Annotated in this window: 23 protein-coding genes and 1 tRNA gene; 14 read left to right on the top strand and 10 right to left on the bottom strand. The window is 65.0% G+C overall.

Going from position 1 to position 24,517, the window contains the following annotated elements:
- Window positions 1-54: 54 nt before the first annotated feature.
- Complete coding sequence (locus tag E2481_RS19190; RefSeq protein ID WP_370628387.1) at window positions 55-375, bottom strand: helix-turn-helix domain-containing protein; 321 nt, start codon at window positions 373-375, stop codon at window positions 55-57.
- 82 nt (window positions 376-457) lie between these two features.
- Between E2481_RS19190 and E2481_RS06200 the strand changes: the two genes are divergently transcribed.
- On the top strand, window positions 458-1,222 hold the full coding sequence (locus E2481_RS06200; RefSeq protein WP_136716259.1) for a sensor domain-containing protein: 765 nt from the start codon (window positions 458-460) through the stop codon (window positions 1,220-1,222).
- Between the two features lie 28 nt (window positions 1,223-1,250).
- Here E2481_RS06200 and E2481_RS06195 read toward each other — a convergent pair whose 3' ends face one another.
- On the bottom strand, window positions 1,251-2,474 hold the full coding sequence (locus tag E2481_RS06195) for a right-handed parallel beta-helix repeat-containing protein (RefSeq protein WP_136716258.1): 1,224 nt from the start codon (window positions 2,472-2,474) through the stop codon (window positions 1,251-1,253).
- Window positions 2,475-2,748: 274 nt separating this feature from the next.
- On the opposite strand from E2481_RS06195, the gene E2481_RS06190 reads away from it, so the two are divergent.
- The 3 genes from E2481_RS06190 to E2481_RS06180 are packed head-to-tail and all read left to right on the top strand — an operon-like array spanning window position 2,749 to window position 5,385.
- On the top strand, window positions 2,749-4,170 hold the full coding sequence (locus tag E2481_RS06190; protein WP_136716257.1) for a cytochrome ubiquinol oxidase subunit I: 1,422 nt from the start codon (window positions 2,749-2,751) through the stop codon (window positions 4,168-4,170).
- On the top strand, window positions 4,163-5,164 hold the full coding sequence (cydB, locus tag E2481_RS06185) for a cytochrome d ubiquinol oxidase subunit II (protein WP_136716256.1): 1,002 nt from the start codon (window positions 4,163-4,165) through the stop codon (window positions 5,162-5,164). The genes E2481_RS06190 and cydB overlap by 8 nt, the downstream gene beginning before the upstream one ends.
- A complete protein-coding gene (locus tag E2481_RS06180) occupies window positions 5,164-5,385 on the top strand; it encodes a hypothetical protein (protein WP_136716255.1) in 222 nt (73 codons plus the stop codon). Before cydB ends, E2481_RS06180 begins: the two co-directional genes overlap by 1 nt.
- Here E2481_RS06180 and E2481_RS06175 read toward each other — a convergent pair.
- Window positions 5,373-6,149 carry a hypothetical protein gene (locus E2481_RS06175; protein ID WP_136716254.1) on the bottom strand — a complete coding sequence of 259 codons (777 nt, stop codon included), beginning with the start codon at window positions 6,147-6,149 and terminating at the stop codon, window positions 5,373-5,375. The two genes, E2481_RS06180 and E2481_RS06175, sit on opposite strands and share 13 nt — an antisense overlap.
- A 216-nt stretch (window positions 6,150-6,365) precedes the next feature.
- On the opposite strand from E2481_RS06175, the gene E2481_RS06170 reads away from it, so the two are divergent.
- Both E2481_RS06170 and E2481_RS06165 read left to right on the top strand, forming a co-directional pair.
- Window positions 6,366-6,617, top strand: coding sequence for an MTH865 family protein (locus E2481_RS06170; protein WP_136716253.1), 252 nt, complete (start codon window positions 6,366-6,368; stop codon window positions 6,615-6,617).
- A 142-nt stretch (window positions 6,618-6,759) separates the two neighbouring features.
- On the top strand, window positions 6,760-7,188 hold the full coding sequence (locus tag E2481_RS06165; protein ID WP_136716252.1) for a universal stress protein: 429 nt from the start codon (window positions 6,760-6,762) through the stop codon (window positions 7,186-7,188).
- 311 nt (window positions 7,189-7,499) lie between these two features.
- Here E2481_RS06165 and E2481_RS06160 read toward each other — a convergent pair whose 3' ends face one another.
- The 3 genes from E2481_RS06160 to E2481_RS06150 form a co-directional block, all read right to left on the bottom strand.
- Window positions 7,500-8,135 carry a DUF389 domain-containing protein gene (locus E2481_RS06160; RefSeq protein ID WP_136716251.1) on the bottom strand — a complete coding sequence of 212 codons (636 nt, stop codon included), beginning with the start codon at window positions 8,133-8,135 and terminating at the stop codon, window positions 7,500-7,502.
- Window positions 8,136-8,686: 551 nt separating this feature from the next.
- A tRNA-Pro gene (locus E2481_RS06155) sits at window positions 8,687-8,757 on the bottom strand.
- A gap of 47 nt (window positions 8,758-8,804) precedes the next feature.
- Window positions 8,805-9,686, bottom strand: coding sequence for an RNA-guided pseudouridylation complex pseudouridine synthase subunit Cbf5 (locus E2481_RS06150; RefSeq protein ID WP_136716250.1), 882 nt, complete (start codon window positions 9,684-9,686; stop codon window positions 8,805-8,807).
- 112 nt (window positions 9,687-9,798) lie between these two features.
- Between E2481_RS06150 and E2481_RS06145 the strand changes: the two genes are divergently transcribed.
- Window positions 9,799-10,890, top strand: a complete 1,092-nt coding sequence (locus tag E2481_RS06145; RefSeq protein WP_136716249.1) for a hypothetical protein — start codon at window positions 9,799-9,801, stop codon at window positions 10,888-10,890.
- Between the two features lie 22 nt (window positions 10,891-10,912).
- Here the strand turns inward: E2481_RS06145 and cmk are convergent, their stop codons facing one another.
- Complete coding sequence (cmk, locus tag E2481_RS06140; protein WP_136716248.1) at window positions 10,913-11,491, bottom strand: (d)CMP kinase; 579 nt, start codon at window positions 11,489-11,491, stop codon at window positions 10,913-10,915.
- Window positions 11,492-11,596: 105 nt separating this feature from the next.
- Between cmk and E2481_RS06135 the strand changes: the two genes are divergently transcribed.
- Window positions 11,597-12,652: an AI-2E family transporter gene (locus tag E2481_RS06135; protein WP_136716247.1), complete on the top strand. Its 1,056-nt coding sequence runs from the start codon at window positions 11,597-11,599 to the stop codon at window positions 12,650-12,652.
- Window positions 12,653-12,698: 46 nt separating this feature from the next.
- On the opposite strand, the gene E2481_RS06130 is transcribed toward E2481_RS06135, so the two are convergent.
- Window positions 12,699-13,586: a DUF106 domain-containing protein gene (locus E2481_RS06130; protein ID WP_136716246.1), complete on the bottom strand. Its 888-nt coding sequence runs from the start codon at window positions 13,584-13,586 to the stop codon at window positions 12,699-12,701.
- A 77-nt stretch (window positions 13,587-13,663) separates the two neighbouring features.
- Window positions 13,664-14,311 (bottom strand): adenylate kinase, encoded by a 648-nt coding sequence (locus tag E2481_RS06125; RefSeq protein WP_136716245.1) that lies wholly within the window; start codon window positions 14,309-14,311, stop codon window positions 13,664-13,666.
- 150 nt (window positions 14,312-14,461) lie between these two features.
- On the opposite strand from E2481_RS06125, the gene gcvT reads away from it, so the two are divergent.
- The 5 genes from gcvT to E2481_RS06100 all read left to right on the top strand — a co-directional run bounded on the left by gcvT (window position 14,462) and on the right by E2481_RS06100 (window position 22,705).
- On the top strand, window positions 14,462-15,571 hold the full coding sequence (gcvT, locus tag E2481_RS06120) for a glycine cleavage system aminomethyltransferase GcvT (RefSeq protein WP_136716244.1): 1,110 nt from the start codon (window positions 14,462-14,464) through the stop codon (window positions 15,569-15,571).
- A complete protein-coding gene (gene gcvH, locus E2481_RS06115; protein WP_136716243.1) occupies window positions 15,568-15,951 on the top strand; it encodes a glycine cleavage system protein GcvH in 384 nt (127 codons plus the stop codon). The genes gcvT and gcvH overlap by 4 nt, the downstream gene beginning before the upstream one ends.
- 169 nt (window positions 15,952-16,120) lie before the next feature.
- Window positions 16,121-17,458, top strand: coding sequence for an aminomethyl-transferring glycine dehydrogenase subunit GcvPA (gene gcvPA / locus E2481_RS06110; RefSeq protein ID WP_136716242.1), 1,338 nt, complete (start codon window positions 16,121-16,123; stop codon window positions 17,456-17,458).
- Entirely contained in the window at window positions 17,455-19,077 is a 1,623-nt protein-coding gene (gene gcvPB / locus E2481_RS06105; RefSeq protein ID WP_250137742.1) for an aminomethyl-transferring glycine dehydrogenase subunit GcvPB, read from the top strand. Before gcvPA ends, gcvPB begins: the two co-directional genes overlap by 4 nt.
- A 67-nt stretch (window positions 19,078-19,144) precedes the next feature.
- The gene (locus E2481_RS06100; RefSeq protein ID WP_136716241.1) at window positions 19,145-22,705 is read left to right on the top strand and encodes a PAS domain S-box protein; all 3,561 of its coding nucleotides are present in this window, start codon (window positions 19,145-19,147) and stop codon (window positions 22,703-22,705) included.
- Window positions 22,706-23,338: 633 nt separating this feature from the next.
- Here E2481_RS06100 and E2481_RS18615 read toward each other — a convergent pair.
- Window positions 23,339-23,506 (bottom strand): DUF7838 family putative zinc beta-ribbon protein, encoded by a 168-nt coding sequence (locus tag E2481_RS18615; RefSeq protein ID WP_169302384.1) that lies wholly within the window; start codon window positions 23,504-23,506, stop codon window positions 23,339-23,341.
- Window positions 23,507-23,884: 378 nt separating this feature from the next.
- Here E2481_RS18615 and E2481_RS06095 point away from each other — a divergent pair, with 378 nt between their 5' ends.
- Complete coding sequence (locus E2481_RS06095; RefSeq protein ID WP_136716240.1) at window positions 23,885-24,370, top strand: Lrp/AsnC family transcriptional regulator; 486 nt, start codon at window positions 23,885-23,887, stop codon at window positions 24,368-24,370.
- The last annotated feature ends 147 nt before the right edge of the window (window positions 24,371-24,517 follow it).

The following is a 24,517-nucleotide window of genomic DNA, read 5'->3' as shown; positions in this document are numbered from 1 at the left end:
GCCAGATCCTGATAAATATGTGTCTCCGTACTCACGGAACGTCCGTCACTGGCGTCACTCCACAGAAGCGACTGCCTCGGCGAGTCTCGCTTCGGCTTTCCGGAGATGGTTCGATGCGGTACTCGGCGCACAGTCGAGGGCCGCCGCCACGTCCTCGACCGACCCCGATCGTGGGACCTCGTAGTAGCCGTGGTCGATGGCCGCTCGCACCGCTTCCTGCTGGCGGTCTGTCAGGAGCGACTCTGAGAGCTGTAGTCCCCGGTCGTACTCGCCGACCTGGTCGCGACGCTCGGGAGCCTCGATACGATCATGGGCGAGGTCGACCGCTAGGTCTGCTGCACACGCTCCTTCGAACTGGCGCTGGTGACGATCCACATTTAAAACCACGCGCCAGCTACTGGGCCTGAAACTGTGCTTTGGCGTATAAGTGATTCGTAGCCGAACGGTTTACACGAGGATGTCAGAAACTGCCCAGAAGCTCCGCTCGGAACTGCCGCGGCCGTCGCTCCGGTCGGCCGTCGGCGTGCCCTTCCGCCTCCAGACGTATCGCAACCTGCTGTATCTCGCCCTGTCGTTCCCGCTCGGCATGGCGTACTACCTGTTCGTGACGCTGGGGATCTCGATCGGGATCGGGTTCTCGTTCGTTCTCGTCGGCGTGCCGCTCCTGGTGGCCGTCCTCGCGGTTTCGGTGGGACTGACGTGGTTCGAGCGCCGCGTGACTGTCTCCCTGCTCGGCGTCGACATCCGGCCGCCGGACCATCCGTTCATGCAGCGGGAGGGCATCGTCGACCGGTCGGAAGCGCTGGTGACCGACCTCGGCGTCTGGAAGGGCATCGTCTTTCTCGCGAGCAAACTCCTCCTCGGCGTCGCCTCGTTCGCCCTCATCATGGTAGGCCCCTTCGTCGCCATCCTGATGCTGGTGACGCCGCTGTTCTACGAGCACACCCGTGTCGGCGTCTTCCTGTCGGAACCGTTGACGGTGACGCCCGACCTCCAGTTCGCGCACGAACTGCTGCTCGTCGGCGTCGATGCGGTCGTCACGCTCTCGTCCTGGCGCATCGACACGCTCGGTGAGGCGCTCGTCATGTCGGCGTTCGGCACCGTCCTGCTCGTCCTGGCACTCAACCTCCTCAACGGCCTGGCGTGGCTCGCCGGTCGGTACACGCGATACATGTTGGGCGCACCCGAAGACGCCGAGGCCCACCCGATCGGCTCCGCCTGAGGCCTCGGTCTCGCTGGGTCCGGCAGCGTTACGCCGTTCCGTTCGATGCCGCGTCCTGCTCGGTCGTCGGTGCCAGCGGCGCGACGATCCCGTTGCCGACCGTGGCGGTGAGGCTCCCCTCGCCCGAGTCGAACTGCACGTCCTGGAGTTCCCGCCAGCTCCCGTTCTCGTACTGCAAGAGTGCGGGCGTCCGTTCGATTCGCTCCGTCATGGTCACTGTGACGACCGGTCTGCTCGGTCCGTCTTCGGCCTGCGAGACGTTGACTGCGGGACCGACGAGTTCGGTGCCGTCGGGCAGCGCCGGGTGCGACGGCACGTCCCTGATAGTCGCCGACCCGGCCGTAAGCGAGAGCGTTCCATCGGGACCGATCGCGAGTCCCTGGACCGTGACGTTGCGCGACTCGACCGCGGTGTAGATCGCACCGGTGTTGTTACGGGCGGTCACGTTCTCGAACCGCGTTCCGGCGACGGCCGTGAGCCGGAGCCCCGCGCCGTCGTTGTCGGAGGCCGTCAGTCCGGTCATCTCGACGCGACCGGTGTCCAACATCGCGATGCCGTCCCCGCCGTTGGCACGGACAGTCGTGTTCACGAAGACGCTGTTCCAGGCCGGACCGACCCGGAGCCCCTCGTCCCCGTTCTCCTGTGCCGTCGTGTTTACCAGCCGGTTCCCGTCGAAGTCGTTGCTCGTGTACAGTCCGTCCTCGTCGTTGTTCCGCGCGGTGACGTTCCGAAACGTCGAGTCCGTGACGTCACGCGTGAGGAGTCCGTTCTCGTTATCGACTGCGACCACGTCCCGGACGGCGATTCGGGCGCTCTCGGTCAACACGAACCCGTTCGTGTTCCCCGTCGCCGTGACGGTACTGATGGTCGATGCGGTCACGTCGCGGTACGCGACGCCGGTCCCCCAGTTCGACACGCTGAGGTTCCGGACCGTGACGTTCTCGACCGGGTCGCCGTCGGCTGCCGGTTCGACGAGCACGCCAGTTCCGGTCGCGTTCCCGGTCGCGTTGGTCGTGACCGTCGCGCCGTTCCCGTCGAGCGTGACGTCACTGGCCTCGATACGGATACAGGGGTCGTCCCCCGGCGCGCTCACGTTCCCCGAGAGTTCGTACGCTCCCGACTCGGTGATGGTCGTACACTCCGTCACCGTCTGCGTCGCGGCGGCTGTCGTGCCGGCCGTCAGTCCGACGAGGAGGCCGGCACCGAGTGCAGCTATCGCTATCGTGCCCGGCCCTGGGACCCGTTCTGCCATGCCGGTGGCTTGGGAGCCAGCGAATTAGTTAGAAACACCGTAGGTCAGGATAAGCGCGGCTTAGCTTCGGCCGCGCCGGTCGGCCGTTCCCAGTTGGCCGCCCCGTAGCCGACCCAGATAGCTAGGGGCGCCGAGGAAAAAACATGTTCGGTGGTTTCGACGGCCTGAGAATCGGGGAGCGACATAGGTCCGCGCAGTTCCCAGACTGTAGTAAGTGTACAGTTCGGCCGACCTGCCGTAGTATCCAGACGCGAACGCTCCCAACTCGCAATCAATGCTCGACCCCGTCATCGCAAGCCGACTCCAGTTCGCACTCACGACCATCGTCCACATCATCTTTCCCGTGATGAGCATGGGGCTCGCGCCCTTTCTCGTCTACTTCACGTGGAAGGAGATACGCAGTCGAAAGCCGATATACGAGCAACTGCGCCGGTTCTGGACGAAGATCTTCGCCGTCTCGTTCGTCGTCGGTACCGTCACGGGCATCGTCCTGGAGTTCGAGTTCGGGACGAACTTTGCGGCGTTCTCGACGGTCGCGGGCGAGCTGTTCGGCGGGCCGCTGGCGCTCGAAGGGATGATGGCGTTCATGCTGGAGGCGACCTTCCTCGGCGTGTTCGTCTTCGGTCGCGAACGCGTCGGTGACAAGCTCTACATGGTCTCTGCCGTCGCCGTCGGGCTTGGAACCTGGCTGTCGGCTGTCTGGATCCTCATCGCGAACTCCTGGATGCAGACGCCACGCGGGTTCGAACTCGTCGAGAAAGGCGGCCGGGAAATCGTCACGCTGACCGACCCGATGGCGGCGTATCTCAACCCGCGCTTCCCGTTCATGTTCGTCCACATGCAGAACGCGGCGGTACTGTCGGTCGCGCTGTTCATGGCCGGCCTCGGGGCGTACTACGTGTTCCGTCACCACGTCTGGGGGTATCCTATCGAGAACGTCGGGTTCTGGGAGACGACACTGAAGATCGCACTCGTCGCGCTGGTGATTACCGCGCCGCTGCAGGCCGTCCACGGTGACCTCTACGCGCGTCACGTCTACGAGACCCAGCCCCAGAAGTTCGCCGCGATGGAGGCGGTCTGGGAGACCGACTCGTACGTCCCCGAGTACATCGTCGCGTTCCCGACGAGTCTGGCGGACCTGACCGACCCGAAGGCCAAGGAAATCTTCGGTATCGGCATTCCCGGTGGGGCGTCCTGGCTGGCCAGCGGGGGTGACCCACAGGCGACAATTGTCGGCCTGAACGAGTACGGCGAGGCCCCGCCCGTCGCCGTCGTGTTCTGGTCGTTCCGCATCATGGTCGCGCTGGGCTTCTGGTTCATCCTCCTGGGCTTCTGGGGCGTCTACCGCTGGTGGCGCGGCGAACTCTACGAGGACGACCTGCTGCATAAGTCGCTGATGCTCTCGTCGCTCCTGGGAATCGTCGCCGTCGAACTCGGCTGGGTCGTCACCGAGGTCGGCCGCCAGCCGTGGGTCATCCAGGACGTGCTGAAGACCAGCGACGGCGTCTCGCCCGGCCTCACAGGTGCCGAAGCGACCCTGACGCTCGCTGGGTTCGCACTTGTCTATCTCGGTCTGCTGACCCTGTACACCTACGTCGTCGTCCGCATCGTCCGCGCCGGGCCGCCGACCGGCGACGACCTCCGCGTCGTCGAGCGCGAGGAAGCCACGCCCGCAGGAGTGACCGTCGATGACTGAGCCGCTCTCGCTTTCCGCCGAGCCGCTGTTCGGGTTGCCGCTGGCCGAGCTGTGGTTCGGCCTCCTGTTTTTCGTCCTCGGTACCTTCCTCTTCCTCGACGGCTTCGACTTCGGCGTGGGCGCGCTGTTTGCCACCCGCGATGACCACGACGAACGCGAGCAACTCATCGCGGCCATCGGCCCCTTCTGGGACGGCAACGAGGTGTGGCTGGTCGTCTTCGGTGGGATGCTGTTCGCCGCGTTCCCGGTCGTCTACGCCGCGCTGTTCAGCCGTCACTACCTGCTCATGTTCGCCATCCTCGGCGCGCTCATCGTCCGCGGCCTCGCCCCCGAAATGTACGAGCAACGCGAGGACGATCAGTGGCAGCGCTGGTGGGGTCGGGCGTTCGTCGTCGGGAGCGTCACCGCACCGTTCTTTCTCGGGCTGTTCACGGCCAACTGGGCACTCGGCGCGAGTCGGACGCTGACGGTTCCCGGCGTCGTGGTCGGCCTCGCCGTCGTCGCCCTGACGGTGGTCGACGGCGCGGCGTTCCTCCGGCTCAAGACCCGCGGCGGGCTACAGGCCGACCTCCGCGGGGCCGCCCAGCGGGCGGTGGTCGCGTACCTCCTGCTGGTCGTGCTCGCGCTCGCGACGATCTACGCGACCACGCCCGCCGTCCGGTCGGCCCTCCTCTCGGCGGAAGCGCTCGCACTCGTCGCGGCGACCGTTTGCCTGGCTGGCGGCTACGTGCTGGCGATCAGGACCGACCGCCACTACCTGGCGTTCGCTGCGGCTGCCGGACTGGTGTTCGCGCTCGTCGGCGTCGTCGCTCGGTTGACCTATCCCTACGTCGACCGGGTGGCCGGCGTGACCGTGCGTGAGGGCATCGTCTCCACGCTTCCCCTGAACCTGATGTCCATCGGTGCAGCCGTTCTGCTGCCGCTGGTCTTCCTCTACTTCGTCGTGCTCTACTCGGCGTTCAGCGGCCCGATCGAGGCCGGGGAGTCGTACTGATGGCGAGCAACTCCCTGTTGCTCTCCCGGGTACTGGTCACGTGGCTCGAACTCACGATGGCCGGCATCGTCGGCGGCGTCGTCGGCACGACCCTCGGCGGCCCGCCCGGATTCATCGTCTACCTGCTCACCACGCTGGTCTCCGTCGGCATCCTGCTGTACAACGTAACCGAACTCGTGGAGGCGCGCCTGGCAGACGAAGACGCCGCTCAGACGTCGTAGTTCTTCTCGATGTACTCGATCTTGTGCTTGAGCGACCGACGGCCGCGTCTGATCTGTCGCTCCTGACGGACGAACTCCTCGCGAACCCGTTCCAGGCGCTGGTCGGCTGGTTCGTCGAGATCGACGTACCGGAACGCCGCCCGCTCGACGTCGTACTTCTCGCGGACGAGGTCGGCGGTGAAGTAGTACAGAAAGCAGCGTTTCACGACGGCACTGGTTTCCTTCCTGAGACGCGCTGCCTGCGTGAGCTGCCGTTTGGCCCGACTGAATCGCTCTTTGATCGGCTCTTTCGTCTCGTGGGTGTACCCCTTCTCGGTCAGGATCTCGCCGACCTGATTGAGCAGCGACTGGGCGTTCGAGCTGTGATTCCGCACCTTGGCGACTGCGCTCCGGGCGGTATCGAGGTGGTCGAGAAATCGCACGTGGTTTAACTCCGCCAACGCGCGAACCGTGTCCTGGAACTCCGCATACCCGCCGATGTCCGCTTCGCCCGCCTCGCCCAGGACCGGATACAACTCCTCGTCGTACGTCTCGGCCAACGCCGCCCGGAAGTTCTCGGCGTCCTCGGCGCTCCCGAGGAACCGGTCCGGGGCCTCGTCGGCTTCCGCCTCGAACCGCTCTCCGTAGCGGGTTTCGAGTTCCGCGTAAGCGTCCAGCATCTGCTCGCTTCGGCCGGCGATCCCGCCCTCGAGAACGCCGACGTATTCGTCGTACTCGACGTCGGTGTCGTCGAGCGAGATCGGCTCCAGGTTTCCCGCTGCCATATCGTATTGCCGAAAAAACTGCTCCCCCAGCTATCAATGCTTCGGGCGATGCACGGCGTCGTGATCGGGATTTCGATCAGCTGATTGAGACGATCGACCCCGCTATCGACGCGACAGCGATCCACACCGGAACGACGTGTCTGTGCGACTGGAAAACAACTCCCTCTCATGCGAGGCAGCAATTTCAGCCATGCTGCGGCGGTATCTCGTGATGGGATGGCAGACAAAGACGAACTCAGAGACCAGATCGTCGAGGCGTTCGAAGGCGCGGACTACCCGGTATCGAGTCCGATGGATCTCGTCCCGGCGCTCCCGAACGGACCGGGCACCACGTTCGAGTCGGGCGACGTCAGCTTCACCGCGATGGAACTCAACCAGAAAGGGGGCGGTGGCGACTTCCCCTACGACGACGTCGACTCGCTCGTAGACGACATCATGGACGGTCTCGAAGACGAAGGGTACCTCTGACCGACGGCGGTCCAGCCCGACCACCGCACGGCAGTCCGCCGTGTTCACACCCGTGACTGCTCCGGTCGTCGTTCGATCCTCGTTTCATCTTCCGAGAACACAGTCTTGATTTTAAATAGGACCGCGTAGATATTTTCCGACGATGTACGACCGAGTCCTGCTCCCGACGGACGGAAGCGAGACGGCCGCTAGTGCCGTCGATCACGCGATCGACGCCGCCGCGCGCCACGAGGCCACCGTTCACCTCCTGTACGTGATCGACGAGAGCGTCGCCAACGCCGCGCCCGGCCTGGCCATGGGCCACGTCAGGGAGAAACTGAAAGCCGAAGGCGAGCGGGCGATCGCCGACCTCGAAGACCAGATCGAGGACGCCGGCCTCGAAACGACGACCGAGATCCGCCAGGGGAACCCCGACACCGAGATTCTGAACTACATCGACGACGCCGACATCGACATCGTCACCGTGGGATCGACCGGCAAGACCGTCAACGAACGCGAACGCGTCGGCAGCGTCACCGACAGCCTCGTCCGGAAGGCAGGGGTTCCCGTAGTGTCCGTACCGACCGTCTGAGTTCCCGATCGCAACGCCATTTTTTCGTACAGCTTACACCGTAGTGATCTCCCTCGCGGGTTCTCAGTCGTCGACGACGTATCGGGGACTCACTCGTCGAACGGTCACTGAATCTGCATAGTCAGCGCCCGCACCGAGTGTGAGCGAACTCGGTCGCAGTGCTCAGTGTACGGACGGTACTAAGCAGCGTATTCGACCAGCTACCAAACTCCGGTCTGATACTCGTTACTGAACTCAGAGGCTGTGTTCACCAGAGGCGTCCGTTCGATTCGGCATGGACGATCGAAACAGGCGATCGGTACGTTGCATGCCTATTGGCCTGTGTGCGCTTTCCTATCGCCACGAGCGTCGAGCCAGAGTGTCACCGTCCCCGTTATCACGACGACGCCTGCATTTACGACGAGTAAGAGGAGGCCGCCACTGGCCTTGGCAGGCGCTCGTGACAGTAATGTTATTCCCCCGGCAGCTGCGGCCGGGACGAGTGCGAGGGCAGCGACGACGCCGACTAGCGTGTCTGTCCGGTCTTCGTCGCTCGCGATCCCCGCCGCGGCAGCAGCAATGACGCTGTACCAGCCGGCTGTAATGCGTTCCTCGAGGAGTGGCTTGTCGATGAGGTTCTCCGCAGGTGGGAGAACTCCTGTCATGTTCAGTACCACCGTCGTTACGATAGCCCCAGCAGTCGCAGCCAACAGACCGACCAACGAGACCATGGCCCCGTATCCGGCTCGATCCAACCGGTTGGCAGCGAGGCCAGCGGAAACGAGTTCCAGAGGCGTCAATGCCGGAGCAACGACCATCGCGCCGATGAGGATCGGAATCGAGTTGGTGAGAAGAGCCACGCCAGCAAGCACTCCGGACATCGTCATCAAAACGAGATACGAGGTATCAAGGGCGACCTCTTCGTTCTTGGTATCGCACTTTTCGATGAGTGAGACCCGGGGACACACATCGACAGAATACGAGCGTATCGGTTGAAACAATTGCGACTCTGCGAGGGTGTCAAATAACGGACCTCACTTCGCAATATGTGACTTTTATTCGCCCCCTCTACCCTCTATATCGGCCACCCCGTTTTTGATAATTAAATGGTAGTTATGGGCTTTCGACCTCGGACAGCGGTCGGTCTATCGCGGCGTCCAGGTCGTCCCATCGATGCCGGGTGAGGTCATTGGGGATCGCGGACTCGCTCGCTGCTCGCGCTGAGTTGAGGGAACACCAGCGGACGGATTCACGAACTTTCGGCTTCCAATTGGTGATGCTGTCGCATTGAGCGCTGTTGCGGTCACAAGCACGGCACCCGCGAGCGAACGGAGTGAGCGAGCGGCTCTTTTTGGTCCAGATTTTTGCGAGGAGTGGTCGCCGAAGGCGACCCGACGAAGTAAAAAGGTGGAGTGGGACTGCCGGAAGACGGTCCGTCTCACGTCCGTTCGACGGCTGCGACTTCCGATGTCCCATCACAATACCGTCGCTCCCGGATTGGTCGCGACAGAAAGTTGAGTGGGACCGCCGAGATTCGAACTCAGGTCCGACGCACCCCATGCGCCGAGGATACCGCTACCCCACGGTCCCGCACTCGGGAAGACGAGGGTCCCCCGATTAAACGCTTCGTTTTGCGATTACACCAGGACCCGCGCTAATTCCACGACGGTCCCCTGCTCTGCGTCGGGATCACCGACTAACCGGCCGAGACACACGGCGGCCTCGTTAGGCGTGTAGCAGGCCACGAGCGGCCGCTTATCGACGTCTGCGTCGCCGAGATTGGCGTCGATGACGCCGGGTGCGTACACTGGCGCGCCCTCGGCGACCTCTCGGGCGGCGCTCGGAGCGATGGTCAGGCTCGGCAGGCCGACGAGCGCGCGCTCGGCGGGCTGGACGACCTCGCGCAACGCCGTGGCGTCGTCGTCGTCCTCCCACCAGCCGAGCCCGTCCGCGAGGTCCTCTAAGGTCTCCAGCGAGGTGTCGTCGAACGTCCCCGTCGCCGTCCGGCGGAGGTGGCCCATGTGCGCGCCGGTTCCCAGCGCCAGGCCGATGTCGTGGCAGAGCTTCCGGACGTAGGTGCCGCTCTCACAGCGCACCCGGAGCAGCGCCTGCCGATCCTGCACTTCCAGCACGTCGATGTCGTACATCTCGCGGACGCGGAGCTGCCGTCGGACGGCGCTCTTCCGGGGTGGTTTCTGGTAGATCCGGCCCTCGAACGTCGAGACCACGTCGTGGAGGTCGTTCGGGGCGGGGCCGTGGAGTTCGAGGACGGCGACGTACTCCTTGTCGGCGTCGTCGAACACCTGTGCCATGCGGGCGGCGTCGTCGAGCAGGAGGGGGAGACAACCGGTCACCTTCGGGTCGAGCGTGCCGGCGTGGGCGATGCGGTCGGCGTCGACCATGTCGCGGACCCACGCGGCGACCTGGTGGGCGGAGGGACCCGGTGGCTTGTCGAGATTGACGACGCCGAACTCGAGCAATTCGGCGGGCGAACGCTCGGCCGGCGGACCCCGTAACATGTCATGGCCGTCGACCCGCCCCGGCTTACGTTGTTCGATTGGGACTGCGCGGTCGACCCGACCGACCGTCTGTCCTGCTCTTTATGTCGGCGGTCCTCGAAGAACCGGTCGAATGGACGCCGCTGGACTGGTGACGACCCTCGCGCTCGTCGGTGTCGGCGCGGGAAGCGTCGGCCTCGTTGCGACGCTGCTGTCGACGGCGTTCCAGCGGCCGTCGGTCGAGATCGACGACGTCGGTACCTGGCACCCACTGGCCGACCGGCGTATCGACGTCCTCACTACCGTTCGGGTGACGGGCGTCTCGCCCCTGCTCGCTGCCGTGAGCGACCGGTTGCGGGTCGAATACTACATCGAACTGAACGGCGTGCGGCTCGCGACCGGGCAGCGGGAGGGGCTCGAACTCGAGGCCGGCGACCAGTTGCTCCAACTCCGATCGTCGATCGAACACGAGAACGTCCCCGCGCTGTGGGCGACCTTCGTCGAGAGCGACGAATCGATCACGGTCACGACCGGTGGGGAACTCACGTTCGGGCCGTGGGGCGTTCTGACCGTCGCGATGCCCTCAGTCGAAGAGCACGTCCTCGACGGCGAGACGCCGGTCGTCGACGCCCTCTCCAGTGCCGCCGACGGACTCGCGGACGACTACTCCCTTGATACGGGCTCGATCGTCAGCCAGCTCACGGACGGACTGCTCCGACTCGGCAGCGCCAGCCCGGCCGTCGGCTACGAGATCGACCGGGGCTGGGCCACGTGGGGCGAGGTCTCGGCCGAGGAGACCACCGTTCTGTTTCACTTCGAGGTCACGAACCGCGGGGACGTGCCGATGCCGAGCGTGCCGGAAGCCCTCGACGTGACTCTGGAGATGAACGATATCGCGCTCTTTACGGCCAGCACGACGGGGGCGACGCTGCTCGACGCCACGTCGGAACCGCCGCTGGCACCCGGCGAGAGCCGTCGCGTGGAGTACCCCGTCCGCATGGACAACGGGAAAGTCGACGCCTGGTTCCGAAGTCACGTTCGGAACGGCGAGCGAACCGACCTGACGGCGAGCGTTCGGCTCGTCTACCGGCCGATGCTGTTCGACGCCGCGTTCACGATTCCACCCGACAGCGTTCCGACGGTCACCTGCGATGTCCAGACCGGGATCCTCCTCGATCAGGAGACGAAAACGACGTGTAGTGGGCCCGTCGGCGGGCCGCGCTGACCGCTGTTCGCCGGTTGACTGCTCAAAACTCGTAGCGGATGCCGTCGATCGGGAACTGCCCTTCGTCGCCGGCAGCGTCGTAGGACTCGGCGGCCGCCAGCACCAGTTCCATCGTCGTCTCGGCGTCCCAGCGAGCGGTGTTGACGACGAGGTCGTAGATCGAGCGGTCCTCGATGTCGATGTCGTAGTACTCCTGGTAGCGCTGGGCTTCGCTTTCGGCCCGGGTGCGCTCGCTCTCCCGGAGCTGGTCGACGGGTTCGTCCTCGCGGTCGGCGATGCGTTCGACGCGGGCCTCGAAGGGGGCGTCGAGCCAGACGCGCAGGTCCGCGTGCTCGCCCGCCATCCAGCCGGCCAGACGCGATTCGAGGACGAGGTCGTCGCGTTCCTCGGCCGTCGTTCGGAGCCGGCGGTCCAGGTCGCGGTCGATCTGGTCGTCCTCCTCGGCGAGTTTGTTGAACTCGACCAGCGAGTAGCCGCGTTCGTCGGCCAGCGACCGGAAGATGTCCCCACCACTGACGTGCTCGTAGGCGAGCGCGTCGGCCAGGCCGGCAGCGAGCGTGCTCTTCCCGCTGCCCGCCGGACCGGAAACGGTAATCAACATACCGACCCTCGGTCACTGTCGCTAAAAGAGATTGTGTCTTCGCTCCGTCACCAGTGACAACGGACCCGACAATCTGCTTTTGGCTCTCCTCGCACATCTCCCTGCATGGGCGAGACATGGGATCTGACCCGTAGCCAGGTCGCCTGGACCCTCGCGGGCCTGGTCTTGACGCTCGTCGTCGCCTTTGTCCTCTACACGTTCATCGGCGCGATCGTCGTCGGCGTCTTCCTCTACTACGCCATTCGACCGGTCGATCGGTGGCTCGATCAGCGCACTGACCATCCCAGTCTCAACGCGACGGCCACGCTCCTCGTCGTGGGCATCCCGATACTACTGGTTCTGGGATACAGCGGTCTCGTCGCCGTCAGGGAACTGGATCAACTGTTCAGACAGACGGGGATCCAGCAGCTCCGGGCCTCCCTCCAGCCCTATCTCGACCTCGCGCAACTCACCGAGACGGAGCGACTGGCGACGATGCTTCGGTCGAACGCTGGCCGACTCCTCGGCTACGCGAGTGTGGTGTTCACCTGGCTGCTCAGACTGTTCGTCATCGTCGTCGTCGCTTACTACCTGCTCAAGGACGACGAGCGTATCGCCGCCTGGTTCCGGTCCACGTTCGAGGGGACGCCCGGCCTCGTCGGCTTCATGAACGGCGTCGATAGCGATCTGACGACCATCTACACGGGGAACCTCGTTATCATCGGCATCACGGGAGTGATCGCCGCCCTGACGTACTACGGACTCGACCTCGTCGCGCCCGAGGGTACGGGCGTCGCGTTCCCCCTGCTGCTCGGCCTGCTGACCGGCGTGTTCACTATCATTCCGGTCGTGGGGATTAAACTCATCTACTTCCCGTACACGGCGTACCTGGCGTTTCGAGCCGTCCGGGGCGAGGTCGTGCCCCTGTGGTACCCCGTGCTCTTTTTCGTCGTGACGCTGATCGTCATCGACGCGATTCCCGATTTCTTCATCCGCTCGTACGTGTCGAAAGGCGACCTGCACATGGGGCTCGTCCTGTTCGCGTACGTGCTCGGCTCCATCGCGTTCGGCTGGTACGGCATCTTCCTGGGACCGATCGTTCTCGTACTGTTCATCCACTTCCTGCGGAACATTCTGCCGAACCTGGTGCAAGGACGACAGGTACAGGTCGACCAGGACTGACTGGTGTCGAGTCCGAAACGAGCGGGAAAAGCGGAAATCGAGCGGTCTACGTCGGCGTCGTCTGGATGTTCAGCGACTTCCGGATGATCTGGGTGAAGCCCATCGAGCAGAGGAAATACCAGAGGATCCACGCCTGGAGCGGCCCGAGGACGCCCTCCTGCCAGCTAACGGAGCCCAGCAGCGGCATCGTGATGGTCTGGGGATGGAGCGTCTGGTCACCGAGGATCATCCAGTACATCCACAGGAAGACGGGGATGGTGAGCAGCATGATCCAGACCATCGGCCTGAACTGCTCTTTGAACATCCCCATCTGGTCGCCCATGGCCTCCATCTGCTCTTGCTGGATGCGGTCCAGAGCCTCCTCGTCGCCGCGCTCTTTGGCGTCCTTGCGTTTCTCCTGGATCTCCTTCATCTGGGCCTGGTACTCGCCCATCTTGTCCATGTCCATGAGATTCGCCTGCAGGAGCGTCGAGTAGAGCCCGGTCAACATCGCGAGCACCATCACGACGACGTAGAAGGGCAGGATCGCTTCGAGCGGGCCGAAGAGCAGGTCCAGACCGCCGCCGATGGTGTTGCGGACCGACGGCAGCGAGTAGCCCGCCATCATCCCCAGTGCGCCGACAGCCGCGAGTTTGTCGTACTGGGACCACGAGGATTCCTCGTCGTCGACCGACGCCGCGCCCTCGACCTCGTCGTCGGCGAGCGCGTCCCGGATCCCGTCGGGGTCGTCGACGGCGAACCCGTTGCCGTCGGCGTCGATCAGGAGGCCGGTCTCGATGAGTCGGCCCCACTGCCCGCTCGTCATCTCGTCGCTGACGTCGGCCCATTCGACGGTGCCCTCCGATTCGGCCACGTCCAGGACGACGTCGAGCGCATCGAGCAACTCGCCGTCCTCCCTGGCGAGCGACTCCACTTTCTCCGCTGTGCGTGCCATTACCCGCCCGTAGGAAAGCACCGCTAATCAACCTTTTACTCTGGCCCGCAGAAACCGAGTCGGCGATATCGCCGCGATCAGGCCCGCTCGTCGACCGCAGCCTCGATATCGGCCCACACCTCGTCGGGCGTCTGCTCGCCGTCGATGGCGACGAAGCCGTCGTGGTCCTCGTAGTGTTCGATGACCGGCACCGTGTTCTCCTCGAACACGTCCAGCCGGTTTTTCACCGACTCCTCGTTGTCGTCGTCGCGCTGGATGAGCTCGCCACCGCACTCGTCACAGACGCCCGCTTCTTCGGGCTGGTTGAACTCGACGTGGTAGTTCTCGCCGCAGTCGTCACAGACGCGGCGACCGGTCAGGCGGTCGACCAGTTCCTCGCGGCTCACGTCGAGCGAGAGGACGACGTCCAGGTCGGTCATGTCTTCGAGTTCCTCGGCCTGGTCGAGGTTGCGCGGATAGCCGTCGAGGACGAACCCGTCTGCACTGTTGAGTGCCTCGTCGACGATGGCGTTGACGACCTCGTCCGGGACCAGGTCACCGGCCTCCATGTACGCACGCGGCGTGTCGTACTCGGTGTCCATGTCGCTGATGTCCATGTCCTTGTTCGCCCGGAGCGCGTCGCCCGTCGTCACGTGCTCGACGCCGTACTCCTCGGCGATGCGGCTGCTCTGTGTGCCTTTGCCTGCGCCCGGCGGCCCAAGGATCAGCAAGTGGGGATTCGCCATACTCGCCGCTTCACCACCCCGGAACTTCTACCTGTTGGAACTGGCCCATATCCTGCTGGATGCGATCGACGTTCGTGCGGGATGGGTTCGGGGATGCTGTAGGCTGCCCGAGGGCAAAGAGTTAGGTCGCTGGGCGGGGCCGATACCGGTATGACCGAACGGACACCGCCACTGCACGGGGTACACGAGGCCCGAGGGGCGACGTTCACCGAGTTCGGCGGGTGGGACATGCCAGTGGAGTTCGACTCCATCAGGACCGAACACGAGGCCGTCCGCGAGGACGCCGGCATCTTCGACGTCTCGCACATGGGCGAGATCGAGGTGAGCGGTCCCGACGCCGAACGCCTCATGCAGCGACTCACGACCAACGACGTGGGCGCGCTCTCCCCGGGTCAGGCCCAGTACGCGATGATCACCGACGAGGACGGGATCATCTTAGACGACACCGTGGTCTACCAGCTCCCCGACGGGAGCACTCACGACGCCGAGTACCTGTTCGTCCCGAACGCGGGCCACGACGAGCAGATGTACGACCGCTGGGTTTCCCACCGCGACGAGTGGGGGCTGGACGCGACCGTCGAGAACGTCACCGACGAGTACGCCATGTTCGCCGTCCAGGGACCAGAGGCCGAGGCGCTGCTGCTCGATGCGGTCGCCGACGACAAGCGAACCACCGTCTGTGACTGCTCGCGGTTCCAGGCCGAGGCGGTCAGCGTGGCGGGCGTCGACTCTCTCATCGCCCGCACCGGCTACACCGGCGAGGACGGTTTCGAACTCGTCGTGCCGTGGGACGAGGCCGAGGCGGTCTGGGAAGCGTTCGACTGCCAGCCCTGCGGCCTCGGCGCACGGGACACCCTCCGCATCGAGATGGGCTTTCTTCTCTCCGGGCAGGACTTCCACTCCGAGGACAATCCCCGCAATCCCTACGAGGCCGGCGTCGCCTTCACGGTCAAACTCGACACGGAGTTCGTCGGCCGGGACGCCCTCGAACGGGCCGACGCCGAAGGCGTCGAGCAGAAACTCTGTGGCTTCCGGCTGGTCGACCGCGGAGTCCCACGCCACGGCTACGAAGTGACCGACATCGACGGCGACCGGATCGGCGAGGTCACCAGTGGGACGATGAGTCCGACGCTCGACATGCCGATCGGATTGGCGTATCTCCCCGTGGAGTATCGGAGTCCGGGCGTCAACGTCTACGTCACCGTCCGCGGCGAGTCGAAAAAGGCACAAACCCAGGCGTTGCCATTCCTCGATAGATGAGCTTCGAAGTTCCCGAGGACTGCCGGTATCTGGACTCTCACGAGTGGGCCCGCAGCGAGGACGGCACGGTGCGCGTCGGTATCAGCGACTTCGCCCAGGACGAACTCGGCGACGTCGTGTTCGTCGAACTCCCGAGCGAGGGCGAGGAGATCACGAAAGGCGACGACTTCGGCGTCGTCGAGAGCATCAAGGCCGTGTCGGACCTCTACGCCCCGATTTCGGGCACCGTGACGGCGATCAACGACGACCTCGTCGACGCGCCGGAACTCGTCAACGACGACCCCTACGGCGACGGCTGGATGCTCGAAGTCGACATCGACGACGAGAGCGAACTCGACGCCTTGCTCTCGCCCGAGGAGTACGGCGACCAGATCGCCTGACTCTCAGTCCGTCTCGTTCTCGCGGTTTTCGGCCCGTTCGAGAGACGCCACGCGCCGACGCGAGCACCCCGCTCGTCCCCGGTAACCGGGACAATCTTATGGGCCGGCGCGTAACACTCACCCATCACTGCCGTTCGCGGGACGACGGTTCGTTTCACCTAGCGCACTCATGACCGAAAACGATACACGCGGGAGCCCGTACGCACCCCACACCGACGCGGAGACGGCGACGATGCTCGACGCGATCGGCGTCGACAGCGTCGAAGCACTGTTCGACATTCCGGACGCCGTCAGATTCGACGGCGACTTCGACATCGACGCGCGGAGCGAACAGGCCGTCCGAACCGAAATCGGTCGCCTGCTCGGCCGCAACGACGACCTGACGGAACTGCTGGGGCGGGGCCACTACGACCACTACGTTCCCTCGCTGGTCGACCACCTGGCCGACCGCTCGGAGTTTCTCACCTCCTACACCCAGTACCAGCCAGAGGTCGCCCAGGGCTTCCTCCAGGTACTGTTCGAGTACCAGTCGATGCTCGTCGAACTCACCGGGCTGGACGTGGCCAACTGCTCGATGTACGACGCCGCGACGGCGCTGGGCGAGGCTGCCACCCTCTCACAGCGCGTTCGCTCGGTCTCCGGCGACCGGGCGCTGGTCCCCGAGATCATGCCCGAGGGACGACGCGCGGTCCTGGAGAACTACGCCGCGGGTGCCGACGTCACCGTCGAGTCATACCCCATGGTCGACGCCAACGTCGACCTGGACGCTCTCGAAGCGATGCTCGACGAGGACGTGGCGATGGTGTACGCCGAGAACCCGACCGTTCGTGGCACCATCGAGGAGTCATTGGCGGCCATTGGCGACCTCGCGGACGCGCATGATGCACTGTTCTGTCTCGGCTCGGACCCGGTTGCGCTCGCGCTCCTGGAGGAACCGGCGAGCGTCGGCGCGGACGTGGTGGTCGGCGACGCCAGCACACTGGGTCTGGGCACCGCCTACGGGATGGGAACGGGACTGTTCGCCACTCGCGAGGACTACCTCCGGCAGGTGCCGGGACGACTCGTCGGCGTCGGCGAGGACGACACCGGCCACAGGGCCTACACGCTGACGCTCCAGACGCGCGAACAGCACATCCGCCGTGAGCGGGCGACCTCGAACATCTGCACCAACCAGGCCTGGGTCGCGCTGCGGACGGCCATCCACGCCGCCTGGCTCGGCCCCGACAGCCTCGTCGAACTGGCCGAGGACTGCGTGACGCTCCCGCGTGACCTCGCCGCTCGCCTGAACGAGATCAACGGCGTCACGGCACCGGTCCACGACCGCCACCACTTCCGGGAATTCTGTGCCCGGACCGATCAGCCGGCCGACGCCATCGCCGACGACCTCCGCGCGGAGGGCTTTGCCGTCCACGTCGTCGGTGAACACCTGTTGCAGGTCTGTGTTACCGACACGACCGCCGACACGACGGACCGCTTCGTCGACGCGATGGCGGAGGTGGCGCCATGAGCGAGGACGAGCGGGACGCGGACGAACGTAGTGAGTCCGCGAATAGTCGAGCGGCGCAGCCGCGAGACAGCGAGTCCTCGGAAGGAGCGAGTAGCGCGGAGCGAAGCTCCGCGGACCATTCGAGCGGGCGAAGCCCGCGAGAAGGCGGTGAAACCGTAAGCAGCGACCACGGCCCCGACGACCGGCGGACCTTCTACGACCAGGCGCGCTGGACCGAGTCGGACGTGCAGTACGAACCGCTGCTCTCGGAGAAGGACACCACCGAAGTCGCGGTCGGCGGCGAGGAGTCGCCGCTGCCCGACGATCTGACGCGGGACTCCCTGGAACTCCCCGGACTCTCGGAGCCGGAACTGGCCCGACACTACACGCGCCTCTCCCAGATGAACTACGGCGTCGAGAGCGGCCCGTTCCCGCTCGGGTCGTGTACGATGAAGTACAACCCGAAGTTCACGGAGGACGTGGCCGCCCTGCCCGACGCCGCGGTCCACCCCGACCGGCCGGCCGAGACCGTCCAGGGGACGCTGGGACTCATGTACCGGCTCCAGGACTACCTCGGTCGCATCGGCGGGATGGACGCGGTGACGCTCCAGCCACCCGCGGGCGCGGCCGGCGAGTACACGGGTGTCCTCGTCGCGAAGGCCTACCACGAGGCCAACGACGACGACCGGTCGACGGTCATCGTCCCCGATAGCGCCCACGGGACGAACTTCGCGACCGCGGCGCTGGCCGGCTACGACGTGCTCGAACTCCCGAGCGGCGAGGACGGCCGCGTCGACATCGAGGCCCTGGAGGCGGCCGTCGACGACGACACCGCGGCGCTGATGCTGACGAACCCGAACACGCTCGGCTGTTTCGAGCGCGACATCGAGGAGATCGCCACCATCGTCCACGACGCTGGCGGCCTGCTCTACTACGACGGGGCGAACCTCAACGCCCTGCTCGGTCGCGCTCGGCCGGGCGACATGGGCTTCGACATCATGCACTACAACGTCCACAAGACGTTCGCGACGCCCCACGGCGGCGGCGGCCCGGGCGCTGGGCCGGTCGGCGTCACCGAGCGACTCGCACCCTTCCTGCCGAGTCCGCGGGTTCGCGAGACCCGTGCTGGCGATTTCGAGTTGTTCGAGCCCGACCACTCCATCGGCAAGGTCCACGAGTTCCAGGGCAACTGGCTGGTGCTTCTCAAGACCTATGCCTACATTGCGCGGCTGGGCGACCCGGGGCTCGCCGACGCCAGCGCCAAAGCGGTGCTGAACGCGAACTACCTGGCCGAGCAGGTCGACTACGAGGTGCCCTTCGGCCCGTTCCACCACGAGTTCGTCGCGAGTGCGGGCGAGCAGGACGCCGCGGACGTGGCCAAACGGATGCTGGATTACGGCGTCCACCCGCCGACGACGAAGTGGCCCGAGATCGTCGACGAGGCGCTGATGACCGAGCCGACCGAGATCGAGAACAAGCGCACCCTCGATCAACTGGCCGCCGCGTTCAACGCCGTCGCCGCGGAGGACGACGAAACGCTCGACGGCGCCCCCCAGCGGACGGCGGCCCGACGCATCGATCAGGTCGCCGCGGCCCGGACCCCGCGACTCTCCTGGCAGGCGCTCGACGCGGAACGCTGAGCGTCGTCGCCGGAGCATAACCAGTTTGGTTGCGGGCTTAACGGGGTGTAGTCCGTTCGTTCGGCTAATGAGCGATGGGACACACGTCATCTACGTCCGTCCGGACGCGGTCGAGACGGAACTGCATGCGTTACCGGGACGCGTCGACGCGGTCGACTCCCCGGCGGAACTGACCGCGCTTCTTCTGGAGGCCGACCCAAGCGTCGTCGTCTGCGAGTACGAACTTGGGGGACGGGAGACCGGGCTGGACGTGTTGGCTCGCGTCCGCAAGACGAACCCGAATCTGCCGTTCGTCCTCTGTACGAGCGACCCGGACGGGGACGTCGCGAGCACGGCGACGCGATTGGGCGTCACCGAGTACGTCCCCCACGGCGGCGATAGCCACGTCGAACTCTTCGACAGGGTGCGCGCCTATCTCGACCGCGACGGGAACGAGCCAGTGGCCGACGGCAATCCGGGCACGTGCGACGCCGGCGGGATGCCCGGTGATCCCACCGTCGACACTGTCGGAGCCAGCCCACGCGAGCGGGAGCTCGAACGCCTGAACGGTCGCCTGGATCTAGCGCTGGAAAGCATGGACGCTGGCGTCTTCGTCTGGGACGCCGCGACCGACGAGGTGCGCTGGGACGAGTGGACGTCGACGCTGTTCGGGCTCGAACCCCGGCGCCGAACCGTCGACGGTGACGCGTTCATCGAGCGCGTTCACCCGGACGACCGCGACCAGGTGGCGGCGGCCGCCGCCGACGCCCTCGATGGCGGGTCGGGCTTCGAGGTGGAGTATCGGGTCGACGTCGCCGACGAGGGACGGCGCTGGCTGGCCACCCAGGCCGAAGTCGTCAGGGGGCCTGACGGGTCCGTCGACCGGCTGACCGGCGTCACGCGTGACGTGACCGAACGGCGGTCGATGGCCGAGCGGTTGCGCGAGAGCCAGCGCGCGCTCCAGGAACTCTACGAAATCACGTCGAGCAAGGACCTGCTCTTCGAGGAGAAACTCGACCAGTTGCTCGGACTCGGCCGTGAGCGACTCGACCTGGAGTTGGGCTATCTCACGGCCGTCACCGGCGATCGGCTCGAAATCGTCCGGGCGGTCGGTGACGAGTCGCTCGCGGGTCACGAGACCGACCTCTCGAACGCGTACTGTCGCCGGACCGTCGATAGCGACGAACTGGTCGAGATCCGCGACGCCACGACCGGCGAGTGGGCCGACTCGACGCCGACGAACGTGTACGGACTCAGCTGTTACCTGGGCGGTCGCGTCGAGGTCGATGGCGAATTGTACGGGACGCTCTGCTTTGCCGACGAACGCGCCCGCGATCGGGAGTTCTCCGAGGCCGAAACCACGTTCGTCGAACTCGTCGTCGAGTGGCTCAGTTTCGAACTGGAACGCCGGGAACGCGAGCAGGAACTCGAACGATACGAGACGATCATGGAGACGATCGACGACGGCGTGTACGCCCTCGACGATGAAGGCCGATTCACCTTCGCCAACGAGGCGCTCGCGTCGCTGACCGGTCACTCCGTGCCCGACTTGCTGGGCCAACACGTCTCGATCATCAAGGGCGACCAGACGGTCAAACTCGGCGAGGAGGTGCTTGGCCGGATGCTCTCGGACGGCATCCAGCAGACGACCTTCGAGTTCGACCTCGAACACGCCGACGGGCGGACGATACCCTTCGAGGACCGGATGACGCTCCTCCCGTTCGAGAACGGCGAGTTCGCCGGGACCGCGGGCGTGTTCAGGGACATCAGCAAGCACAAGCGACGCGAGACGATGCTGACCTCGCTGCTGGAGACGACGCGGAAGTTGATGCAGGCTCCGACGAAGGAAGCGGTGGCGGACCTCGTGGCCGATGCGACGGCGGACGTACTGGGATTCGATCTGAACACCGTCCGACTGTACGACCGGGAGACGGGGACACTCGAACCGGTCGCTATGACAGAGGCGACACGCACAGTGATGGGCGACCGTCCGGTGTACCGACCCGGCGAGGGCGGGCCGGGGACGGTCTTCGAGCGCGGTGAACGCGCGTACTTCCGGGATCTCGATATCGACGACGACCGAGGGCGCATCGAGTCGAGCCTGTACCTCCCGCTCGGTGACCACGGCGTCCTCTCGATCGGGTCGACCGCCGACAACGCCTTCGACGAGATCGACGAGCAGGTCGCCGGGATCCTCGCCACGAACGCCCGGGCGGCGTTCGACCGCGCCGAGCGCGAGGAGGAACTGACGCGCTACGAGACCGTCATGGAGACCGTCCAGCACATGGTCTACGTGCTGGACGAGGACGGTCGGTTCACGATGGTTACCGGGCCGTTCGCCGATCGGCTCGGGTACGACCGATCGGAGTTGCTGGGGCGACGGGCCGCTGATTTCGTCCCCGTGGACGAGCGGTCGCGGTTCGACGATGCCATCTCGAACCTCACCGGGGACGCCGATCGGATGGCCGAGACCATCGAAACGGAGGTCTGCACCGACGACGACCGGTTCCCGGCCGCGGTCGAACTGTCCGTGCTCCCCGGCCAGCGGTTCACTGGGACCGTCGGTGTCGTGCAGGAACTGACGGAACTGGAACAGACGCGCGAGCAGTTGCGCGACGAACGCGACCGCTTTAGCTACCTGTTCGACAACATCCCGGACGCCGTCGTCGACACGCAACTGGCCGACGGCGACCCGGTCGTCACGTCGACCAACCCGGCCTTCGCGGACGTGTTCGGATACGAGGACGAAGAGATACTCGGAAACCCCATCGACGACTACGTGTTGCCCGAGGAGGGTGACGCCGGCGGGACACCGTTCGAAGAACAGGTGTCGTGTGGCACGGTCGAACAGACCGAAGTTCGCAGGCGAACGGCCGACGGTGTCCGCCACTTCCTGTTCCGTGGAATCCCCTACCAGATCAGCGGTGACGCCACCCGTGCGTTCGGCATCTACACGGACATTACCGAGCAGAAACACCGCCAGCGACAACTGGAGGTCCTCAACCGCGTCCTCCGGCACAACATCCGCAACGATCTGACCGTCGTGCTGGGCCACGCCGACCAACTCGCCCACGAACTCGACGACCCGGACTACTTGGCACTGGTCGAGACGCTCCAGTCGAAAGCCGAGGACATCGTTACGATGAGCGAGAAGGTCCGTGACATCGAGCAGACTATCGGACGCACTGTCGACGACCAGCGTCAGGACCTGGCCGAAACCGTCACGGCGGCCGTCCAGGACTGCCGGTCTGCGTACCCCGATGCCGACTTCACCGTGGACGTGCCCGACGGGCTCCACGTGCGCGCGGACGAACAGCTCCGGACTGCCGTACAAAACCTCGTCGAAAACGCGGTCGAGCACAACGACGCCCCCGCTCCGAGCGTCCGTGTCGCCGCCGGGGCTGCCGAGGCGGACCCGGACGCCGTCGAGGTCCGCGTCGTGGACAACGGACCTGGCATTCCCGAGAACGAGCGGACGGTGATCGCTGGCGACGAGCCGATTACGCAACTCAACCACGCCAGCGGTCTCGGCCTCTGGCTGGTCCGGTGGATCGTCGACTCCTGTGGCGGTGACCTGTCCTTCGAGACCGCTCGGGACGGTGGAACGGCGGTCTCGCTCACACTCCGAAAAGCCGAGCCCACCGCCTGATCGCCCGTTGTCGACCGGAACCGGGCCTCCATTTGTTCGAGACGGTTTGTACGGTGTCTTCCTGTCCCGTCTGGACTGTCACGCTATCTCGAATTTGATATAGCGGTTACTGGTTTATGGGTTGGTAATTCGACCGGGGTTCCCGTAACGTGGCTGGTACAGACTCGGCGAAAGGACAGTGAAAGAACGGTCTGCAGTGCCGGAGCCGAACGAAACGGAGAGTGTTCCGAGAGGCGGAAAGTTCACCGAATCGACGTGGGTTCCCCGGCGTCGGTATGTGGCCAGTGGGGCGGGACGTGAACTCGGCAGTGGCGCGGGTGGTGAAACTCCCGGTCGAACCCCTGGTCTGGTGGCTGTGAGAGCGATCGGAGACGGGCGCCTCCCGGTCTGGGCCGTTGTCTCCGGTGGTCGGGCGTCCTCGATTCAACTCTACGATTGCAACGTCGGCCAGCTGGCCGCCTGGATCGACGGATGGAGCGCGTTGATCCACCTCTCAGAGAAATCGGTTCGATGGGGCGTCGGACGGAACGTCCCGAACGCCCTGTAAACTCTGCGTGCAGTCCGGCGTGCGGGTATCCTGTAGATCTCTCTCGTCGGGGTGCCGAACGGGAAAACAGTGCGGTGAAAACAGGATCAGGCGGATGCGCTGGTGTCGATTCCGTTGATGGTGACGTACCCGTAGTCACAGTCCGGGCAGTGCCACTTGACCTTCTCGCCGAGGTGCAGGGTCGTACTCGCAGCCCGATAGAACGTCTGCTCGGCCTCGCAGTGCGGACAGTACTGCTCGCGATCCATGCTCATACTCGGGCATCGACCGCCTGCTAATTGAACGTCCCGGTTTCGACCCTCGTTGCCGGGACCGACCGGTGTCGTCCTGCCGGCCGGTGTCTACCGGTACCCAGTACCCTCGGCTCGAACCGTACTACTACTGCGCTCTCGAACCGTATTTCGCGAGTTAGGGGTACTGAGCGGCTGGGATTTGCCGGTCCGGAACGCACCCCGCTGGACCGGTGATAAACGACAACCCGCTATATCGAATCCGCTCAACCGACGGTGCGACCGGTATTCTCACTGTGCCGGTCACGTACGATCGTCCCTGTTAGCAGCGCGTGCACCGAACTCGACGTCGTACCCGAGCAACATCAAAAGGTAAAGTGCCTCTGTCCCGGATACTCTGGTATGGCTGACGAGGAGATCGACGACGTGGACAAAGCGATCCTGTATGCCGTCCAGGAAGACGCTCGAAACATGTCGTCCGGAGACATCGCGGAGCGAACCGGTACCTCGGACAGTACCGTCCGCAAGCGCATCCAGCGGCTCGAATCCGACGACATCATCAAGGGATACCGCGCTAGCGTCGATTATCAGCAATCGGGCTATCCCCTCCGAATGTTGCTCTACTGTACCGCTTCGATACCCGAACGTGGCGACATGATCCCCGACATTCTGGACATAGAGGGGGTCATATCCGTCCAGGAGTTGGTCACCGGTGAACAGAATCTCCTCGTGACTGCGGTCGGCAAGAGTGACGACGACATCACGCCCGTCGCTCAGGAACTCCTCGATATGGGACTCACCGTTGCAGACGAAGTTCTCGTGCGAACCCACGAGACCACACCGTTCGGCAAGTTCGATTCCACGGATCGCACAGCGGACAATCGCTAATCGAGTGTATGTGCCGGCAGTATGATGTCGGTCCTCGTCGTTTCTCTCTCTTCGACGTGTTCGATCTGACCATCCTCGAAAACGCATACGATCGGTAAACTGCGTCCGATTCGGAGCTCCCAGCAGGCATCGAAGCACGATTGATGC

The organism is Halorientalis salina (assembly GCF_005049285.1).
Classification (GTDB): Archaea; Halobacteriota; Halobacteria; order Halobacteriales; family Haloarculaceae; genus Halorientalis; species Halorientalis salina.
Note: the sequence above shows the minus strand (reverse complement) of the source record. Positions and strands in the feature narration are given on the sequence as shown.

Excerpts from the sequence above, each read along its gene's own strand:
- E2481_RS06095 (WP_136716240.1), top strand. The coding sequence starts at position 23,885 with ATGGCTGACGAGGAGATCGACGACGTGGACAAAGCGATCCTGTATGCC.
- gcvPB (WP_250137742.1), top strand. The coding sequence starts at position 17,455 with ATGAGCGAGGACGAGCGGGACGCGGACGAACGTAGTGAGTCCGCGAAT.
- E2481_RS06150 (WP_136716250.1), bottom strand. The coding sequence starts at position 9,686 with ATGTTACGGGGTCCGCCGGCCGAGCGTTCGCCCGCCGAATTGCTCGAG.
- E2481_RS06180 (WP_136716255.1), top strand. The coding sequence starts at position 5,164 with ATGGCGAGCAACTCCCTGTTGCTCTCCCGGGTACTGGTCACGTGGCTC.
- gcvH (WP_136716243.1), top strand. The coding sequence starts at position 15,568 with ATGAGCTTCGAAGTTCCCGAGGACTGCCGGTATCTGGACTCTCACGAG.
- E2481_RS06200 (WP_136716259.1), top strand. The coding sequence starts at position 458 with ATGTCAGAAACTGCCCAGAAGCTCCGCTCGGAACTGCCGCGGCCGTCG.
- gcvT (WP_136716244.1), top strand. The coding sequence starts at position 14,462 with ATGACCGAACGGACACCGCCACTGCACGGGGTACACGAGGCCCGAGGG.
- E2481_RS06195 (WP_136716258.1), bottom strand. The coding sequence starts at position 2,474 with ATGGCAGAACGGGTCCCAGGGCCGGGCACGATAGCGATAGCTGCACTC.
- E2481_RS06125 (WP_136716245.1), bottom strand. The coding sequence starts at position 14,311 with ATGGCGAATCCCCACTTGCTGATCCTTGGGCCGCCGGGCGCAGGCAAA.
- cmk (WP_136716248.1), bottom strand. The coding sequence starts at position 11,491 with ATGTTGATTACCGTTTCCGGTCCGGCGGGCAGCGGGAAGAGCACGCTC.
- E2481_RS06190 (WP_136716257.1), top strand. The coding sequence starts at position 2,749 with ATGCTCGACCCCGTCATCGCAAGCCGACTCCAGTTCGCACTCACGACC.
- E2481_RS06135 (WP_136716247.1), top strand. The coding sequence starts at position 11,597 with ATGGGCGAGACATGGGATCTGACCCGTAGCCAGGTCGCCTGGACCCTC.
- E2481_RS06130 (WP_136716246.1), bottom strand. The coding sequence starts at position 13,586 with ATGGCACGCACAGCGGAGAAAGTGGAGTCGCTCGCCAGGGAGGACGGC.
- E2481_RS06165 (WP_136716252.1), top strand. The coding sequence starts at position 6,760 with ATGTACGACCGAGTCCTGCTCCCGACGGACGGAAGCGAGACGGCCGCT.
- E2481_RS06175 (WP_136716254.1), bottom strand. The coding sequence starts at position 6,149 with ATGGCAGCGGGAAACCTGGAGCCGATCTCGCTCGACGACACCGACGTC.
- E2481_RS06145 (WP_136716249.1), top strand. The coding sequence starts at position 9,799 with ATGGACGCCGCTGGACTGGTGACGACCCTCGCGCTCGTCGGTGTCGGC.
- gcvPA (WP_136716242.1), top strand. The coding sequence starts at position 16,121 with ATGACCGAAAACGATACACGCGGGAGCCCGTACGCACCCCACACCGAC.
- E2481_RS18615 (WP_169302384.1), bottom strand. The coding sequence starts at position 23,506 with ATGAGCATGGATCGCGAGCAGTACTGTCCGCACTGCGAGGCCGAGCAG.
- E2481_RS06100 (WP_136716241.1), top strand. The coding sequence starts at position 19,145 with ATGAGCGATGGGACACACGTCATCTACGTCCGTCCGGACGCGGTCGAG.
- cydB (WP_136716256.1), top strand. The coding sequence starts at position 4,163 with ATGACTGAGCCGCTCTCGCTTTCCGCCGAGCCGCTGTTCGGGTTGCCG.
- E2481_RS06170 (WP_136716253.1), top strand. The coding sequence starts at position 6,366 with ATGGCAGACAAAGACGAACTCAGAGACCAGATCGTCGAGGCGTTCGAA.